Genomic DNA, 15,974 nt, shown 5'->3' with positions numbered 1-15,974 from the left:
CAAGTGTAATGCTTTTTTAATCTGTTAACTGTTTTTAGTATATTTTTTTAGAAAAATAGGGGGCTATCTATAAAGTATAGATTTGGAAAACAAAATCATATCAATCGATGTTCTTCAGTAAATGAATATGATCATGGTACAATTAAAAATGGGCATTCAATCGTATTTATTTCTAGATTAATATCTTTAAAATACATCTTATACCTCTTTCTTATTGAAATAAGATATTGTCTTTAAGAGAAAACGTAACTAACAAATTGTATTTTTGAAATACAAAATCTAAGATTTCACGCTGAAAATATGTTACCTATTATTTTTTATGGTAGTTGTGTTTATTCCATTTAGAAAGAGCTGACATCGAGTTGATTTGTCAAGAATGACAAGAATATTGAGTACTGTTGATTTAGCATAACCAAACTTACTCATGATGGCTAGGTAGTCACCTTTTTCCAAAGTCAATAGATGTTTTTCAGAGATTCTACTTGATTGTTTTGAAAACGAGTTTTATAAATCCTTTGAACGTATTTTAAATCCAATAGGTCATGATAGACTCCTTCTTAATATCCTGTTAATTGATATTGATCCTGCATAATGGTACAATCAAGCTTAAAACGTTCGGTCTCTTTTGAAGTTGGTACTGATTTTCTTTATTTCTAAATTTTTTAATAGTTTCTCCGTTATCTTATACTCAATGAAAATCAAAGAACAAACCAGGAAGCGTGCCGCAGGCTGTACTTGAGTACGGCAAGACGAAGCTGACGTGGTTTGAATTTGATTTTTGAAGAGCATTACTGTTATAAGTGTACTTTAAAAAATAAGACCAATCCATAACATAACCTTACATTTTACCCTTGATTTCTTACATTTTTGTAAGAAAGCAAAAATGAGTCTGGGACAAAAAGTTCTCAATCACAAAAAAGCTAGAGATTTCCAATTGTGGAACTCTAGCTTTTTAATTTTAAGTCGTTCTCTTATTGTATTTTAGGAGGTTATTGGCCATGAGAACCAATCCCATGTCATTTTTAACCTGTCGTTTGCCTCTTAGATCACATCTCTTGTAACCCAAACAAGCCTTTATCTGCCCAAAGACAGGTTCCACATCAATCTTACGTTGAGCGAAAATTTGTCTACCTTCGGGAGATAAAAGCGCTTGGTATTCTTTAGTTTTTAAGTGCTGATAGCGTTCGTTCATATACAGTCCCTTTTGAGGAGCTATGTCAGGTTGTTCTGCCTTATAAACCCTAATTTCTTGCCTAAAACCTGTCGTGGTATGGCTGTGTTTGAGGTGATCAAACTGGTATACCCAACCCTCTGGATGGGTGTAGGTATCAGTTGTTTTATCGTAAGTCCAATTATCTAAATTCCTATCAGATTCTTTGTAGTTTTTCTTCTGTTCCTTATCAAAAAGACTATATTTAATCAAATGATCAACACCTATCCTATCCAAGGTGAGAAGATTCTCCTCGCTACCGTACCCCGCATCGGCGACAACTGTCTTCAAGTCATGTGGATGGGTTTCAAGGAATGGCAGAAGAGTCTTAGTGTCTGTCGGATTTGAGAAGACATCATAGTGAAGAACAAATTGGTTTTCAGTAGCGATTTGAAGATTATATCCAGCCTTGAGTTGACCATTTTTCATATGGTCTTCTTTCATCCGCATAAAAGTGGCATCTGGATCGGTTTTAGAAAAGCTGTTGCGACCTTCAAAAGTTTCTTGATGCTTCTCATATTTTTCAGCACGTATTGAAAAATCATCCTTGACTTTACGTAAGACTTTCTTGAGTTTACGACGTTGGGTTTTACGTTCGTCCTTTCCTTTAACGGGTGTCTCCTCAATATCCTGATTCAATTTTCTTAATTCTTCTTCAAGGATTTGAGCGAATGCAAGCAACTGCTCTGAGGAGATAGGCTCTTGTGTATCCAGTTCGATAGCTTGATGGATAAGGAGAGTGATTTCTTCTTGAAAATAGACCTGTATCTGTTCTTGAAGTTTAGCGTAAAACTTGTCGGTTGCCTTTTTCCACACCAAACTATACTTGTTGGCATTAGCTTCAATCTTAGTCACATCAATAAACAAGCAATCTAAGGTCACTAACTCTTCCATTTTTAAACGAAGATTGAAGTCAATGAAAAGATTACGAATGAGGTCTTCCATCCCTTCAGCAACTCGAAAACGATTGATGGTGCGATAGCGGACAACCAACTGTCCTGTTAGGTACTGCATAGCGAGATTTTCAATCATCATTTTTTCAATTTTTCGACCAGAGAAAATCCCTTGTGAATAGGCAAATAGAAGAGTAGATACAAGCATTTTAGGGTGATAAGACGGGCTACCAAAGGCATGATAGAAGGCGTGGAAGTGACTGTCATCTAGTGCATTGACAACCTTTTCGATGGTGAAAACGATGTGGTCTTGAGGTAAGACTCAAGCAAGTTCTAGTGGTAAAGTTGTCTGATTTGTGTTATAGTGAATGTGCATGGGATAGCCTTTCTAAATGGTTTTTTGGACAATTCTATTTTATCAAGGCTATCGTAACCATGCAAAAAAGCAACGGCAAATCCGTTGCTTTTTTTGGAGTTAAAGGACTTTTGTCCCATCCTCATTTTCATTTCTTAATTATTCAGCTGATGAAGAGGTAGCTTCCCCAATAGATTGGTAGACACCTTCAAGAATATTTTTCATTGAGTCACGTGCTGTTCTAATTTGTGTCAAGAAAGGCGTACGCCCTTGCTCAGGGACAAGCGTGTCATCTGAACCTGCACTTGACAGCATGTTATTGAATTGAGCTTTTGAGTCGTCCATAGCCTTGATAGCTGGTTCTATTTGTTGAGTATAAGTAGCTCTCTGTGCTTCTGGAATTTGTTGACCGATATCTTGTGCATATTTTTTGTAGTTATCTACTAATTTGCCATAAAGATTTTTAAAATCACCAATTGTTTTGGCATTATCAATTTCTTCATCCGTTAACAAGATGACTTCTTTGGAAGCAACAGAAGATTTTGATTTTTTTTCTGAACTGCTTGACTTGCTTTCTGAAGTAGATGATTTTTCTACTTTGCTAGAAGAAGCCTTTGCTTCTTTGTTAGAAGATTCTGAAGCAGTTTTACCAGAACATGCTGCCAATGTTGCAACTGACAAGAGAGCCACACCGGCTGTAAGAAGTTTTTTCATCGTTATTCTCCTATAAATAAAGTTTGAATATATTTTAAATGATTTCCCTTTCATTGTCAAATATTTTCTGTTTTCAAATGCTTTTATAACCTTATTTATCACTATCTTTTAACATATTTTCTTTCCTAAATAATACTGCATGTTTTGATTTTTTATGCATAAAACGAATAAATTAAAACCAGAAAATACTGATTTTCTGGTCTATTCTTACTTTTACTGATGAAGTAACTGTGTAAATTCTTCTTGCAGTTCCTTGTTGTCTGTTGGTTTTAGATACATCTTTCCACCATTGGTCGTTGGAGAATGAAAGACAATGCCTTCTCCTGTATCTGTAATGGCAAAGAAATAACTATGCACATCTGGATACTTGTCCCAATTGCTATAGCGTTCCACGATGCGGTATTTTGCATTTCCCTGACCAGTATCTGTATAAATGGCATCCATCTTGCTATTTTCCCCTAGAGTATAGAGGTTGTCTGGTCCTACATCACCGCCAGCGATGCCTTTTTGGTAGTTGGGTTGTCCCATCTTTTCGCCCCAGGTCTTCATAAATTCTGCTAATTTTGCTGATTTTTCCGCACTCCAAGGCGTTTTTTCCTGGCTTTGGCTATTTCCCGCTGATGGTGTGCTGTCAAAAGCTTGCCAGTCAAAACTCTTGAGATCCAGTTTATCCTCATCCGATTTTCCAAAGAGGGAATTCAGATCTGACCCCGGTACTTGGACTTCTTCTTCCTGGACTTTGGTCGCAGCTTGAGGCGTCTTTTCTATCCGTGAGAGCACGGCTACTCCTCGACCAGTACCAGATAACCAACTCACTTCTAGGACTTCTCCTCCCTGATAGAGGGTCGTCGCATTGCGCGCTCCACCGTGTCCAGCGACAAAACCTTCGGCTAGCAGAGTCGGTTTTTGGTCCTTGAGGTAATAAACTCCTGTCACAAAGTAGCTTCCATCAGTCTGCTGATTGGCGATGATCATCTCATCTACCCCATCGTTATTTAAGTCCTTAAAGGCATAGCGGACAGCTTCTGGCTGATTGATGATAGTCTCGATCACCCAGCTATTGATCATCCGATCTTCTTTAGCTAATGCATCATTCAATTTGGAAATGGCATCTAACTCTTTTGAAGTGGCAAAAATCTTTTGGTAGTCTGAAAAAACAGACTGGTATAATTGTTTGTTATCTGCTTTTTTCGCTTGTTTTTTTGCTGAAGTCTGGCTCGTTGCAGCCTCTTTTTTAGGACTGGACTGACGTTGGTATCTTTGGTAACATCCTGTTAACATGACCATACTCGAAGCCACTAACCCTAAGGGCACCCATTGTTTTCTTTTCATCTGATCTCCTTTACTCTCCCCTATTTTCATACTAAACTTTATTATACTAAAAAAAGAGTGAGGAAGGAATCCCTTCTTCACACTTAGTTTTCTTTATTCGGATTCTTTCTACGATCCGTTTGACTTTCAATATGCTCTTTCACCAAGGCAACCACCTCATCATTGGTTGGAAGGTCCGAGTGCTGAGCATCTTCCCCCGTCACTGTAATCTCCGTGTAGCTAGCTGCTTGGTTTTGGTAGATATATTTCCCAGCAGAAACACTGGTATCTGGGACCAACTCATCTGAATCATAGGTGATGGTCCCTGCTACTGAATACATATGAAGTGTATTGGGGATGGCTTCTTTTCCCTTGATAAAATCGGCCAACATCTCAGATTTATTCTTGATATTGGTCTCCGTGAAATTATAGGGAGTTCCGATGGTCATAAGGGTCTTGAGATCGATATCATAATCTCCCAGATAATTTTCAATAAAGGCTGTATAAATCAAGCCACCGTTGGAATGACCCAAGCTCTTAAAATTATTAAAATTGTATTTTTCTTGAAGGGCTTCGAAGGCTTGATTAAATAGTTTGGCTTGCTTTTTAATGTTGCTATAACCATCTTTGTTGTTTTCAAAACCAACCACAATTACTGGTTCATTGTCCTTGGCATCCATACTTCCACTATAGGTGATATGCCCATCATTCCAAACTTTGACCTTGAGCAGGCTGTGTTTGGTTCCTTGGCGGTCTTGGTTGAGCTTGGTCACCAAGCCATCAAAGCGGTTCTCTGTCGCTGAGCTTCCCGGAATCATGATGATGGGAGACAATTTTGAATTATAAAATTTCTCAATTTTTGAAACATTGGTCCGAGTCCAGCTATAAGAAGGAATGGCTAAGCCGATCAAGAAAAGACAGACCAAAGTAAGGACGATGGCTGTTTTTTTAGATTGCTTCATCGCTTTCTCCTTTCACTTTTAAATCTTTTCGAATACGATTTCCCATGCGGACAAATGGTAGATAAAGGAGCACATCGATGGCAAAACAAAGGATACTGACAGCTAAGGCTCTCAGACTTCCTCCGGTTCCAATAAAGGCATAGAGAAGGCTAGGTGTCCCGTCTGGAACCGGATAGACGGCTGCTGGCATCAGCTTGAAGCACAAAGCAACAGCTGCTATCGTCATATTCACCAAAGGAATCAATAGGAAGGGAATCACATATAGGAGGTTGAGAAGAACTGGTATGCCTACCATGAAGGAAGCCCCATTGTTAAAGAGACTTGGAAACAGACTGAGGAGGCTGACTTTATTGTCCTTTTGACTTCGCGAAACCAATAAGATTGCAACCAAAAGCGCTAGGACAGCACCGACACCAGCCACCAGACCAAAACTGCGTTACAAATTGGTCAAGGTATAGAGATGAGGAATGCCTGTCGTTGAATGATGGGTCACAGCGTAGGTGAGATTTTCCAAGGCAAAATTGTCATCCGCAATTGAGTTCAAGGCAAAGGCTTGACTATTACCAAACCAAGTAGATAGCCCACTAAATAGTCCCATGACAAAGGTGGACAGGAGATGATGACTGCTTACCGTTAGAGAAGCCAAGAACTGTCGGATAGTCTGAAAAATATTAAATTGGTTCCCGAGAACCAAAAGAAGATTGAGGCTGACCCCTAGAACTAAAGACAAGAAAATGGGACGCACCGTCTTGGGCTGATAGATGAAATCCTTGTCTACAATCTGGTCGTCACTGGCCTTGGATAGACGAAAGATTTGCCCGATTAGATAGCCTAAAAAAATCGCTAAGACGATATTGGTCGTCGCAGGTAAGTTGATACGCGTCAGTTGCCCGTCATGGAGGGGGCCCACCAACAATTCCTGAGAGCCTACTATTAGACTGACCAAAAGAGCTGTCACTCCAGCTGTCCCTGTACTTCGACCATAGTGCCAAGCTGTATATTTTCCAGCGAAGTAGGTCACTAAAGGCCCAGCTAGACCTCCTAAAAAATTGGAAAAATTAATGAGGACTTGACTAATGGCCTGATCCCATGGCAACCAGCTATCCATCGAAAAGAGCTGATGGATATAGCCTCGATCGGAGAAGACCGATAGAGCGATCACCCGAATGATTCCAGAAAATAGGAAAAAAGGAAATAAGGAAACCAGGGTTTTCTGGGAAATTTGAATCAAACTTTTTTCTCGTAACCAGAAAAACTTCTGGACTAAATACTTGGTCATGGGGCCTCCTGTTCGAGTTGATGACTTCTTCACGTTTACTGCTTTCTTCTTATTATATCATACTGGCGAGCCTTTCCTTTCGTTTGGAGAGACGTCATCATTTGAGAACGCTGTTACTATTTTCAAAACTTTTCAAAAACTCTTTGACAGAGGTCTTCATTTCCTCTATACTATTTGTTAGCTAACAAAATTATGGATCAGGTTACCGTTAGTCTTACTTTGCTACCTGACGGAAAATCAGATCGTAACCATGAATTTTCATCCGATTTTATACCAAATTCCATATCTTTAGGAAGATTTAGGAGGAATCAGACACCGATGTCACAAGAAAAAATTTCAGCCAAGGTCCTGTTTGCAATCTTTGCGACGGGGATCCTGTCCTTTTGCGGGGTGGCTGGAGAAACTGCCATGAATATCACCTTCCCAATATTGATGAAGGAATTTGAGATCAATACCGCAACCGTTCAGTGGGTCACCACCATCTATCTTCTAGTGGTTGCCTGTGTAGTCCCCTTATCTGCCTACCTTAAGCGCTCTTTTAAAATGAAGTCCATCTTTTTAGTTGGAAATCTCCTATCTGTTTTAGGTGTTCTCATTGACTTCCTAGCTCCAAGTTTTGGCTTTGTGGTTTTGGGTCGATTGGTCCAAGGAATGGGGGTTGGTTTTGCCCTTCCTCTGATGTTTAATATCATTTTAGAGCAGGTCCCAAAACGCAAGATCGGTCTCATGATGGGAGTGGGTACCCTGATAACAGCCATCGCTCCCGCTATTGGGCCTACTGTCGGTGGTCTCTTGACGGCTAACTTCGGTTGGCGGTCCATCTTTTTGGTTCAATTCCCGATCCTTCTAGCTTCTCTGGTTGCAGGACTTCGCTCCATTAAACAAATCAGTACAGTCAAGCGAGAAAGGCTTGATATCATGAGTCTTCTCGCCATTATTGCTTTATTTTTAGGCTTGATTTTAGGGATTCACGGTCTTTCTGATCATGCTTTCTTTAGTTTTTCTGTCCTTGGTTGGCTGGTGATTGGGTTCTTGGGACTGGTTCTCTTAGTCTGGCGGTCCAATCAGTTAGAGACTCCCATTATCAACCTTGCCATCTTAAAGAACCATCTCCTCACTGGCCATGTTCTTGCCTTTTTCACCTTCCAATTAGGTTCTCTGGCCATGAGTTTCCTCTTGCCCAATTATGTCCAATTGGTCAACCACTCGAGCACCACGCTTGCGGCCTTGATGCTGCTTCCAGGAGCCATCATTGGAGCAGGTTTTGCTCCTTTCTCCGGTCTCATTCTAGATAAGTTGGGCGCCCGTAAACCGATTCTCCTTGGAGCTACTTTAATCCTTCTGGCCCATTTCCACTTCACCCTTTTTGCCCTGAAGCTGACAAATGGCTTGATTCTTATCTTTTACATGATCTTTATGACTGGTATGGGACTGGCCTTTGGCAATATTATGACCAACGGACAAAAACAACTCTCTCTGGAAGAGCAACCCGATGCGAACGCGATCTTTAACACCCTGCAACAATTTGCAGGCGCTGTCGGAACAACCCTGGCTTCGCTGATCGTTGCCATGAGCCAAGCTAATCAAAAGATGGACTTCACCCAAGCCACTGCTAAAGGAAGTCGCAACGGTTTTATGGTCTTATTTGCCTTGGGTATTTTCCAACTGCTTCTCTTATTTTGGGTTGTGGGAAAAGAACATGAAACCAACTAATTAATCTCATTAAAAGAGAGTGGGACAGAAATCGGTAATTCGTTGGAATTCGATTTCGTCGTCCCACCTCCGCACAGTTGAGTAGGGCTATAAAAGCTGATGAAATCAGTGTAGTAGAGCCCACTCAACCACTGCGTCTTGCTAGACAATCCAAAAACAATTAAGAGGTTGGGACTTTTGTCCCAGCCTCTTTTTGTTATCCTTTTCTTACCCTCGTTACAATGCCATCAGTATCCTCAAAAATTATGCCACTTCTGCTAAATAAACCTTGATAGGATAGAGGTGTATGCCAAATTCTCTCTCCATTTTGCTTATAATGTCAAATTTTACAACTAAAAGATTCCATTAAATTGTCGAACTTTTATCATTTGAATTTAAGTACTTGATTTCTTTCTGTTTTTTATTTATAATCATTCTAAATAAGATGAAGGAGACATTGTATGACTGAAATGAAACATGGAGTAGATGAATCATTTAGCGATCGCTTGAATATCTTGAGAGCTGCGGTTCTAGGGGCCAATGATGGGATTATTTCTATTGCTGGGGTGGTGATTGGGGTAGCTAGTGCCACGTCAAACATCTGGATCATTTTCCTTTCTGGCCTGTCTGCAATTCTGGCCGGTGCCTTTTCGATGGCGGGAGGTGAGTATGTCTCTGTTTCCACACAAAAAGACACGGAAGAAGCCGCTGTTAACCGCGAGCAAGCCTTGTTGGATCGCGATCCAAAGTTAGCGAGAGAATCTCTCTACCACGCTTATCTTCAAAATGGAGAATGCGAAACTTCCGCAAAGATTTTGACAGAACGGGCCTTTCTGAAACACCCCCTCAAAGCCTTGGTCGAAGAGAAATACGGCATTGAATACGAAGAATTTACCAATCCTTGGCATGCAGCTGCATCTAGCTTCCTTGCTTTTTCTATTGGTTCCCTTCCTCCAATGCTCTCTATCATTCTCTTTCCAGCTAACTATCGCATTCCAGTGACAGTCTTCGTTGTTGGACTATCCTTGATCTTCACTGGCTATAGCAGTGCGAAACTAGGAAAAGCACCAACCAAGCCAGCCATGCTTCGCAACCTGATCATTGGCCTCCTTACCATGGGAGTAACCTATTTCTTTGGACAACTCTTTAGTATCTAAAAAGCTGAGACTTCTGTCTCAGCTTTTCTTATGCTTCTAATAAGGCTTGTGCTTGTTTTTCCAGTCCTGCGACCGCTTCATCTGTCAAAACTAATTCACCTGTTCCCCAAGCTTCTGGGTTTACGGTTGTTCCAGTGAACTCTCCAACAACTTGAGTTCGAACGAATGGCAAGAGCGCTTGGTATGTCGCAAACATTGGTTCGTGTCCGGCATTGGCTACTGAAGAAACCGTTACGATCTTGTCTTGAAGGGCAGATGGACCACGCGTTTCTGACAGGTCAAGGGCACGGCTAAGCCAGTCGATCAGATTTTTCACCACGCCTGGAATGGCAAAGTTATAAACTGGCGAGAAGATCCAGATGGCATCCGCAGCAAGGACCGCATCACGTGCTGCTTGCACAGCTGGCAAGGTTGGCGTTTCCAAATCTTGGTTCATCATTGGAATATCCTTGTAGTCCAAGTAAGTCACCGTTGCTTTTCCTTCAAGAAGGCTTTCTGCTTTCTGGGCCATTTTGTGGTTGAAAGATCCTTGACGAAGGGATCCGACGATAAATAAAATGTTTTTCATAGTTGCTTTCTCTTTCTGTTGTAAGAATATTTGTTATATTAACTATTATACATGCCCTAGATGTAATGTCAAGAATTACAACTTGGAATTTACTAAGCTTTATTAAATTCACTAAGCAAGGGCTAAGACGATCGATACTAAAAAGGTTGGACAATAATAGCCAACCTTCAATGAATTATAACCGTATAAATCTATAGAGGATCAACATCCAAGAAAAACAAACCCCAGAGTTCTTTACAATCCAATTAATGATAACTTCAAGCCCGCTATCTAGTCTTGCTCGACAATCCAAAGACAATTGAGAGGCTAGGACTTTTGTCCCAGCCTCCTCTCTTTTATGCATGCTCCAGCCCTTTTCGTGTGTTTTCCTTGATGGTTTCGGCTGAATGGAGTAATTTTTCTTTTTCTTCTTCTGTCAAATGCAAGTCCAATCGTTCAATAATTCCTTTTCGACCTACAATCGCTGGATAGCCAAGATAGGTTCCATATTCTGGACGATAGTTAGAGACCGGCATTTCCTCGTGGCTATCATTGATCACAGCTTCTGCTAAGCGTTGGGCTGCTGCAGCAATCCCAAAGTTGGTATAGAATTTACCAAAAAAGACAGTATGACCACCACGCAAGGATTCGTAGTTAATGGCATCAAGCTCTTCTTGAGAGAAGAGATCGGTAATAGCGTGTCCTTTGACACGGACCTGACTCCAAGCAACAAATTGAGAATTTCCATGCTCACCAAGGTTATAGCCAGATACACTAGCAGGAGAAACCTGCAAACGATCCGCAACTGCTCGCTTCATGCGAGCTGTATCCAGCAAGGTCCCTGTCCCAATCACCTGCTCTTTTGGAAGGCCGGTATATTGTTGATAGAGTTGAGTGACTGCATCGACCGGATTGGTCACTACCAATAAGACCCTACTAAAGCCTGAAGCCTTCAAATCACGCGCTACTTGCACCACTTGCTTGCTAGTAAAAGGAAGCTCCGCAAAACGGTCATCTGTGTTATTAGCCTGCAACTCGATATTTCCAAGAGTCGACACCACGACATCCGCATCTTTTAAAGCCGCGTAGTCATTGACCGTGATATGAACCGGATACCCCGTATTGGCAACTGTATCACAGAAATCCAAGGCATCTGCCTTGACCTTTTTCTCATTGGTATCAATCAAGACCAAGTGATCACAGGTGTGTTTCAAAATCATGCTGTGGGCCAAGGTCGCACCCACATGCCCCAAACCAATAATACCAATTTTTCTTGTCATCAGAATCCTCTTTTCTAGTATCGATCACACTGTTGGTGAGGATAGCTCTTTGTTGACTCTATTCTACCACAATCCTAGAAAGGTGGATTGAAAAAATGGGGAAATTTTCAAGTTTTTTCAAAAAAGAAAAGAGGCGGTGCCTCCGTTAACGACTCAGGAAAGAAGAGTCTCAATTTCTTCAATGGACAACCCCGTCATCTCTGAGATAAGATCAGGCGTCATTCCTCGCGAAACCATTTTGCGGATTAACTGCAGACGTTCTTCATTACGACCTTGTTCTAGACCTTTTTCTAAACCTTGTTCCAGCCCTTGGACTAAACCTTCTTCACGTGCTTCATCAATCGCCGTCTCCATAGTCATATCATAATTTTCTTGAATGCGAATTCGCTCGTCTATCATGGTCTTCTCCTCCTTGGTCCAGCTAGATGAATCTAATAATGAATCTGCGTGAGCCACAGCCTGACTGGGAGCTTTTGTAAACGGAAGATTCCCAAAAAACTCCAACCACTGTCTACCTGCATCTGTCAGGTTCTCATCTTTATTATACTTGTCTAGCTCTAAAAAGGCAACCTGCAGAAGATTTTGGTGCTTGCCATTTTTATAATAGGCCTTGAGTTGCTTGCCAGACCGGCTATTGGTCAGCCAGTATTTATTGATGGCGGCCTCTTCGTCTAGTAAGAGCGACTTCTCCAAAATGGCAATCCCATAGACGGGCTCCATCTGCTCGTACATCTTATGTGTCTGTCCTTGCTGGCGCAGTTTTTGTACATTCTCCACCAGCTGATTGGCCAGATAATAATGGAACCGGTTCAAGAAATACTGCTGTTTGCGAATCTGGATCTCGATGATCACCTCGGTTCCATCATGGAGCTTGGCTCTCACATCCACCGCAGTGGAGAACAAGTCATCCTCCTCATAAGCCATGCTGTGGGGCTGGCTTCCCTCCACTATCTGAGCGTCCGCCACATCCAGCTCCAAAATGTCTCGAATAAATGCTGCCGTCACCTCTGGCAAACTAAAAATCTTCTTGGCCATGATGTCCAAGGTCGGCGATACGTGCGCGTGTCTTTTCTGCATCCCTGCTCCTTTTCGATAAAAAATAGAGGGAAGGTCCCTCTACTTCTATAATTCGAAAAAAATTTGGGAAATAAGAAACATCTTATTTTGTCGCATTTTTTAAAGCTTGTTGAAGTTCTTCATCAACCGCATAGACGTATAACCCGTTAACTCCACGGGTGAGCAAAACATTTAACTCATTTCGCAATAATGTTTCTCCGTAATTAATCATTTCACCTGATTCAAGTTTTCTGTTTTGAACAGCACTTTTATTTTTGCTTTCACTTATATCAAAAATAATTTTCCCATCTCTATATTTGACAGATGGGCCAATGATAACTCCCACATAATTTAGATCAAATCCCTGAACGGTAAACGTTGAGCCAATTTCATGAATCGTTTGAGACTGCTCTATCCAGGATAAATGTTTAGATTCTTTTTCTTTTGCAAGTTGTCTGTTCCACGGACAAGACCAGTCTCCGATACGGACACACCAATAGTCAGAATCCTTTGGTTTTGATTGACTACTATATTCCCAATCATAGGTTGCTGTCAAGCGTGAAATTCCTAAGTTCTGATCGCCATCCTTTTTTATGATGGCTTTTTGAAGCTCTTCAGGAGAGTCGAAAACTCTAATATCATAATCATTATCAATTGGAACCTTATTCACAACTCCAACATCAACAAGATTTCTTATCCACTCTACTGTTTCCTTTGTCGCATGGATACGCATTTGATTATGTAGTGTAATGAGATTTCCTTTTAGATTTGCCTCGTGTTCTAATTTCAAGAAAGAATCATCTGTCCATATTTGAGATTTGTTCATAATCTGATTCTCATCATAAACAAGTACGACTACTTTTGATTTCGCAAGTAAATCATTTAAATGATTCCCTCCTAGATAAGCTTGATTTTTTGCAGTCAATAATAAATGGCCTTCATCAACCACTACAATTCCAGCATCGCTATTTTCTTTTTTCAGAGCATTCAAAAATTGAGTTGGTTTCATCACAACATTAATATTTGATCCACTCTTCCATTCTAATTTTTTCTCAATTTCTTGGTAAACACTGAGTTGGTCATCATGATTCACAACTAGATTGATATCATTATTTTCACGAATCATCTGAATATCTTCAGAATTCAATAAATCATCAACGAGAGAACTCATCAAAACTGTTTTTCCTGCACCAGCATCACCCTTTACTAAAATTAAAACTCCTGTTTCATTTCTACTGATAACAGAGGTGATTTTTAGCAAAATTTCATTTTTGGCCTTTACTTGTTCATCCGTTAACTTGTGAAATGGAGAGGATTTAAATATCGCTGAATTTCGAATAAAGCTTTCTGCTGGGAATAAATACTGGTTTTTCCGATTTAGGGTTCTCCATATCTTTGAGAAAATCTCGTCTAACTCTTCAGAAGTATAATATTGGTTTTGAGGATTTCCTCTTCTATTCTGAACCCTTTCAACTTGATCAACACTTGATAGGTAGAGCATTAACCTATTCTCAATATCCAAGGTCAAAGATTTATTGAAATGGTTATGCCCAATAACAAACATTTTAGAGGTTTTAGATTGTTCAAATTGTCGCCAATCTTCTCGGTCCTTCTTTATATCATCTGATAGATGCTGATTTGTTCTACGAATAATATCTGTTGTTTCTCCGACATAAACACTATACTTGTTTTTATTCTCATCGTTTACGATGTAAACAGTTGGGTAATCAAAGATAAGCTTAGAATGTTTCGGAGCAATCGTTCCTTTTAATTGATCAAATGTTCGATTTGAATAATCGATTTCTATAACTACGGGTGATTGAATGTTGCTCATTTTTTCTCCAAGTCCGTATATTTTTTATTATTTCCCTTGCTTAATTCTACAGGATATTTTTTTGCATTTATGTCAATTTTCTCTTTTATTATTTCTTCTACATCCAGATTCAAATTATCTGCTAACATTAAAGAATACATAAAAACATCCGCAAGTTCTTCTTTGATTTCTTTTAGTGACTTTTCAACTACTTCCTCTGATTGTTTCCACTGAAATAGTTCCAACAATTCGCTCGCTTCTAGTGAAATCGAAATGGCCAAATCTTTTTCATTATGAAACTTTCTCCAGTCACGCTCATCTCTAAATTGATTAATTAAGTCGATTAATTCCTTCATCCGTCTATCCTTTTCCTGTGCATAATCTCCTATTATTATAGCATGTTTGGGAAAGAAATTAACGCTTTCAAAGCATTTTGTTGGGATTTGGCGCAAAAAAACGAACCTGGTCTGGTTCGTTTTTTCTTAGTCTAAATGGATCCCTTTTTCTGCTAGATTGTCCAGGCATTCTTGAAGGTAAGTATCCCTGTGCTCGGGATAGATGGGGGTGTTCAAGGCTTCCTCTTCCAGCTCTGGATAGGCTGGGCAGGTCTTGCCTCGGTAGGTCGGCTCCCACCACTCTGGGCTGACCTTGTAGCCACGAGCCGTCATCTCCTTCATGATCAGGCGGTGATAGGCATAGAGGCGATAGGGCGAGTAGTCAAAGACATAGTTGACCGTCGCGTGCTTCTTGCCCCAGCCATTGCCTCGAAGGGCGCAGCATTCCCGGTGTTGACCCAGGAGCTGGGGACGAGGCAGTTTGGGAATCAAGTCTTGGTGCCAGAGTCTCATCTATTGCCCTCCTAGTAGCGTCGAGTCTTGTAAGTAGCGATTAGGGTAGCGCTCAAGTAGCATCTGGATCCCCTCGATCAGATCCTCTTGGCTAGCTTGGCCATGCTGGTATTTCTCAAGTAGCAGCATAAAGTCCGCCTTTTCCTCTGCAGTCGCCTGCTTTTTGAAATAGCCCCAGATATGCTGAAAGGCATTGGAGACCTGGCCACGATTTTCTGGCAAGGCCAGCGCTTGCTGGATCAGGTCCTCGACGTGGCTGACCTCTACCTGGTCTTGCTTGAGGTACTCCCGGATTTCCTTGTAGAGATTACTGGAACGACTGAGTACCAGGTATTTATTTTTCGCCCATAGGACTTGACAGTGATGTTTTTGATCCACTCGTGTCTCCTTTTGATCTTCTCTATGAATAGTCCTCCCATTATACCATGGAAATGAGTGAAGTCATAAAAAAAGAAGCCAGACTTTTGTCCAGCTTTTTTAATTAATTACAAGGCTGTGACGGCTGTGATCAAACCAAAGATGATCCCTGGTGCATTAGCTGCAGCAAGTGGGATATCGCGTTCTTTTTTAAAGAGTCCATAATAGACCCAAAGACTACAGTTGATGGCTGCGACAAGCGGTTGAATAAAGTTCCCTTTGTGACCTGCGAGGTTATCCATGATTTGTGGGAAGTAAGACACATACATCATAACAGACATAAAGGTCGCAACCCAACCAAGAATTTTCATTTGTTTTTCATTCATTTTGAAACTACCATTTCCTTTTCTTTTTTTTAAAGTATGCACTATTCTACCTTTTGTCCTTTACAAATTCAAGTCTTTTTTTCAAATGTTACCGAACTGTAAAGTGTCACAATC

Annotated in this window: 14 protein-coding genes and 3 pseudogenes; 3 read left to right on the top strand and 14 right to left on the bottom strand. The window is 40.7% G+C overall.

Annotation, left to right across the window (positions count from 1 at the left end; translation table 11 throughout):
• Positions 1–220: 220 nt before the first annotated feature.
• A pseudogene (locus tag QM830_RS00640) lies at positions 221–564 on the bottom strand (ABC transporter ATP-binding protein); the annotation flags it as partial.
• 394 nt (positions 565–958) lie between these two features.
• Positions 959–2,410 (bottom strand): annotated as a pseudogene (locus tag QM830_RS00635) (IS1182 family transposase); the annotation flags it as partial.
• Positions 2,411–2,439: 29 nt separating this feature from the next.
• Between QM830_RS00635 and QM830_RS00630 the strand changes: the two are divergent.
• Positions 2,440–2,640 (top strand): hypothetical protein, encoded by a 201-nt coding sequence (locus QM830_RS00630; RefSeq protein WP_414325118.1) that lies wholly within the window; start codon positions 2,440–2,442, stop codon positions 2,638–2,640.
• On the opposite strand, the gene QM830_RS00625 is transcribed toward QM830_RS00630, so the two are convergent.
• The 4 genes and pseudogenes from QM830_RS00625 to QM830_RS00610 form a co-directional block, all read right to left on the bottom strand.
• Positions 2,618–3,172: a hypothetical protein gene (locus QM830_RS00625; protein WP_414325116.1), complete on the bottom strand. Its 555-nt coding sequence runs from the start codon at positions 3,170–3,172 to the stop codon at positions 2,618–2,620. The two genes, QM830_RS00630 and QM830_RS00625, sit on opposite strands and share 23 nt — an antisense overlap.
• 213 nt (positions 3,173–3,385) lie before the next feature.
• Positions 3,386–4,504, bottom strand: coding sequence for a DUF4767 domain-containing protein (locus QM830_RS00620; protein ID WP_414325115.1), 1,119 nt, complete (start codon positions 4,502–4,504; stop codon positions 3,386–3,388).
• Between the two features lie 83 nt (positions 4,505–4,587).
• Positions 4,588–5,445 (bottom strand): alpha/beta hydrolase, encoded by an 858-nt coding sequence (locus QM830_RS00615; protein ID WP_414325113.1) that lies wholly within the window; start codon positions 5,443–5,445, stop codon positions 4,588–4,590.
• Positions 5,432–6,724 (bottom strand): annotated as a pseudogene (locus tag QM830_RS00610) (PTS transporter subunit EIIC). Before QM830_RS00610 ends, QM830_RS00615 begins: the two are co-directional and overlap by 14 nt.
• Positions 6,725–7,042: 318 nt before the next feature.
• Here QM830_RS00610 and QM830_RS00605 point away from each other — a divergent pair.
• Together QM830_RS00605 and QM830_RS00600 are read left to right on the top strand one after the other, a co-directional pair.
• On the top strand, positions 7,043–8,437 hold the full coding sequence (locus tag QM830_RS00605) for an MFS transporter (protein ID WP_414325112.1): 1,395 nt from the start codon (positions 7,043–7,045) through the stop codon (positions 8,435–8,437).
• A gap of 440 nt (positions 8,438–8,877) precedes the next feature.
• On the top strand, positions 8,878–9,573 hold the full coding sequence (locus QM830_RS00600; protein WP_414325110.1) for a VIT family protein: 696 nt from the start codon (positions 8,878–8,880) through the stop codon (positions 9,571–9,573).
• A 28-nt stretch (positions 9,574–9,601) separates the two neighbouring features.
• Here QM830_RS00600 and QM830_RS00595 read toward each other — a convergent pair whose 3' ends face one another.
• The 8 genes from QM830_RS00595 to QM830_RS00560 form a co-directional block, all read right to left on the bottom strand.
• The gene (locus QM830_RS00595; RefSeq protein WP_414325108.1) at positions 9,602–10,141 is read right to left on the bottom strand and encodes an NADPH-dependent FMN reductase; all 540 of its coding nucleotides are present in this window, start codon (positions 10,139–10,141) and stop codon (positions 9,602–9,604) included.
• 335 nt (positions 10,142–10,476) lie between these two features.
• Complete coding sequence (locus QM830_RS00590) at positions 10,477–11,400, bottom strand: L-lactate dehydrogenase (protein ID WP_414325107.1); 924 nt, start codon at positions 11,398–11,400, stop codon at positions 10,477–10,479.
• Between the two features lie 153 nt (positions 11,401–11,553).
• The gene (locus QM830_RS00585; protein ID WP_414325106.1) at positions 11,554–12,477 is read right to left on the bottom strand and encodes an Rpn family recombination-promoting nuclease/putative transposase; all 924 of its coding nucleotides are present in this window, start codon (positions 12,475–12,477) and stop codon (positions 11,554–11,556) included.
• An 82-nt stretch (positions 12,478–12,559) separates the two neighbouring features.
• Positions 12,560–14,290 carry a DUF2075 domain-containing protein gene (locus tag QM830_RS00580; RefSeq protein WP_414325104.1) on the bottom strand — a complete coding sequence of 577 codons (1,731 nt, stop codon included), beginning with the start codon at positions 14,288–14,290 and terminating at the stop codon, positions 12,560–12,562.
• Positions 14,287–14,625, bottom strand: coding sequence for a nucleotide pyrophosphohydrolase (locus QM830_RS00575; protein WP_414325103.1), 339 nt, complete (start codon positions 14,623–14,625; stop codon positions 14,287–14,289). The genes QM830_RS00580 and QM830_RS00575 overlap by 4 nt, the downstream gene beginning before the upstream one ends.
• 126 nt (positions 14,626–14,751) lie before the next feature.
• Positions 14,752–15,117 (bottom strand): TIGR02328 family protein, encoded by a 366-nt coding sequence (locus QM830_RS00570; protein WP_150905542.1) that lies wholly within the window; start codon positions 15,115–15,117, stop codon positions 14,752–14,754.
• Positions 15,118–15,495: a YbgA family protein gene (locus QM830_RS00565; protein ID WP_414325102.1), complete on the bottom strand. Its 378-nt coding sequence runs from the start codon at positions 15,493–15,495 to the stop codon at positions 15,118–15,120. It abuts the gene before it with no gap.
• A gap of 107 nt (positions 15,496–15,602) precedes the next feature.
• Positions 15,603–15,860, bottom strand: a complete 258-nt coding sequence (locus tag QM830_RS00560; protein WP_223325305.1) for an SWEET family sugar transporter — start codon at positions 15,858–15,860, stop codon at positions 15,603–15,605.
• Positions 15,861–15,974 lie beyond the last annotated feature (114 nt).

The sequence above is a fragment of the Streptococcus sp. OMI750 genome (assembly GCF_047463895.1).
Taxonomy (GTDB): domain Bacteria; phylum Bacillota; class Bacilli; order Lactobacillales; family Streptococcaceae; genus Streptococcus.
Note: the sequence above shows the minus strand (reverse complement) of the source record. Positions and strands in the feature narration are given on the sequence as shown.

Coding starts and splice junctions, on each gene's coding strand:
- QM830_RS00590 (WP_414325107.1), bottom strand. CDS start 11,400: ATGACAAGAAAAATTGGTATTATTGGTTTGGGGCATGTGGGTGCGACC.
- QM830_RS00560 (WP_223325305.1), bottom strand. CDS start 15,860: ATGAATGAAAAACAAATGAAAATTCTTGGTTGGGTTGCGACCTTTATG.
- QM830_RS00585 (WP_414325106.1), bottom strand. CDS start 12,477: ATGCAGAAAAGACACGCGCACGTATCGCCGACCTTGGACATCATGGCC.
- QM830_RS00600 (WP_414325110.1), top strand. CDS start 8,878: ATGACTGAAATGAAACATGGAGTAGATGAATCATTTAGCGATCGCTTG.
- QM830_RS00575 (WP_414325103.1), bottom strand. CDS start 14,625: ATGAAGGAATTAATCGACTTAATTAATCAATTTAGAGATGAGCGTGAC.
- QM830_RS00620 (WP_414325115.1), bottom strand. CDS start 4,504: ATGAAAAGAAAACAATGGGTGCCCTTAGGGTTAGTGGCTTCGAGTATG.
- QM830_RS00625 (WP_414325116.1), bottom strand. CDS start 3,172: ATGAAAAAACTTCTTACAGCCGGTGTGGCTCTCTTGTCAGTTGCAACA.
- QM830_RS00580 (WP_414325104.1), bottom strand. CDS start 14,290: ATGAGCAACATTCAATCACCCGTAGTTATAGAAATCGATTATTCAAAT.
- QM830_RS00595 (WP_414325108.1), bottom strand. CDS start 10,141: ATGAAAAACATTTTATTTATCGTCGGATCCCTTCGTCAAGGATCTTTC.
- QM830_RS00605 (WP_414325112.1), top strand. CDS start 7,043: ATGTCACAAGAAAAAATTTCAGCCAAGGTCCTGTTTGCAATCTTTGCG.
- QM830_RS00570 (WP_150905542.1), bottom strand. CDS start 15,117: ATGAGACTCTGGCACCAAGACTTGATTCCCAAACTGCCTCGTCCCCAG.
- QM830_RS00615 (WP_414325113.1), bottom strand. CDS start 5,445: ATGAAGCAATCTAAAAAAACAGCCATCGTCCTTACTTTGGTCTGTCTT.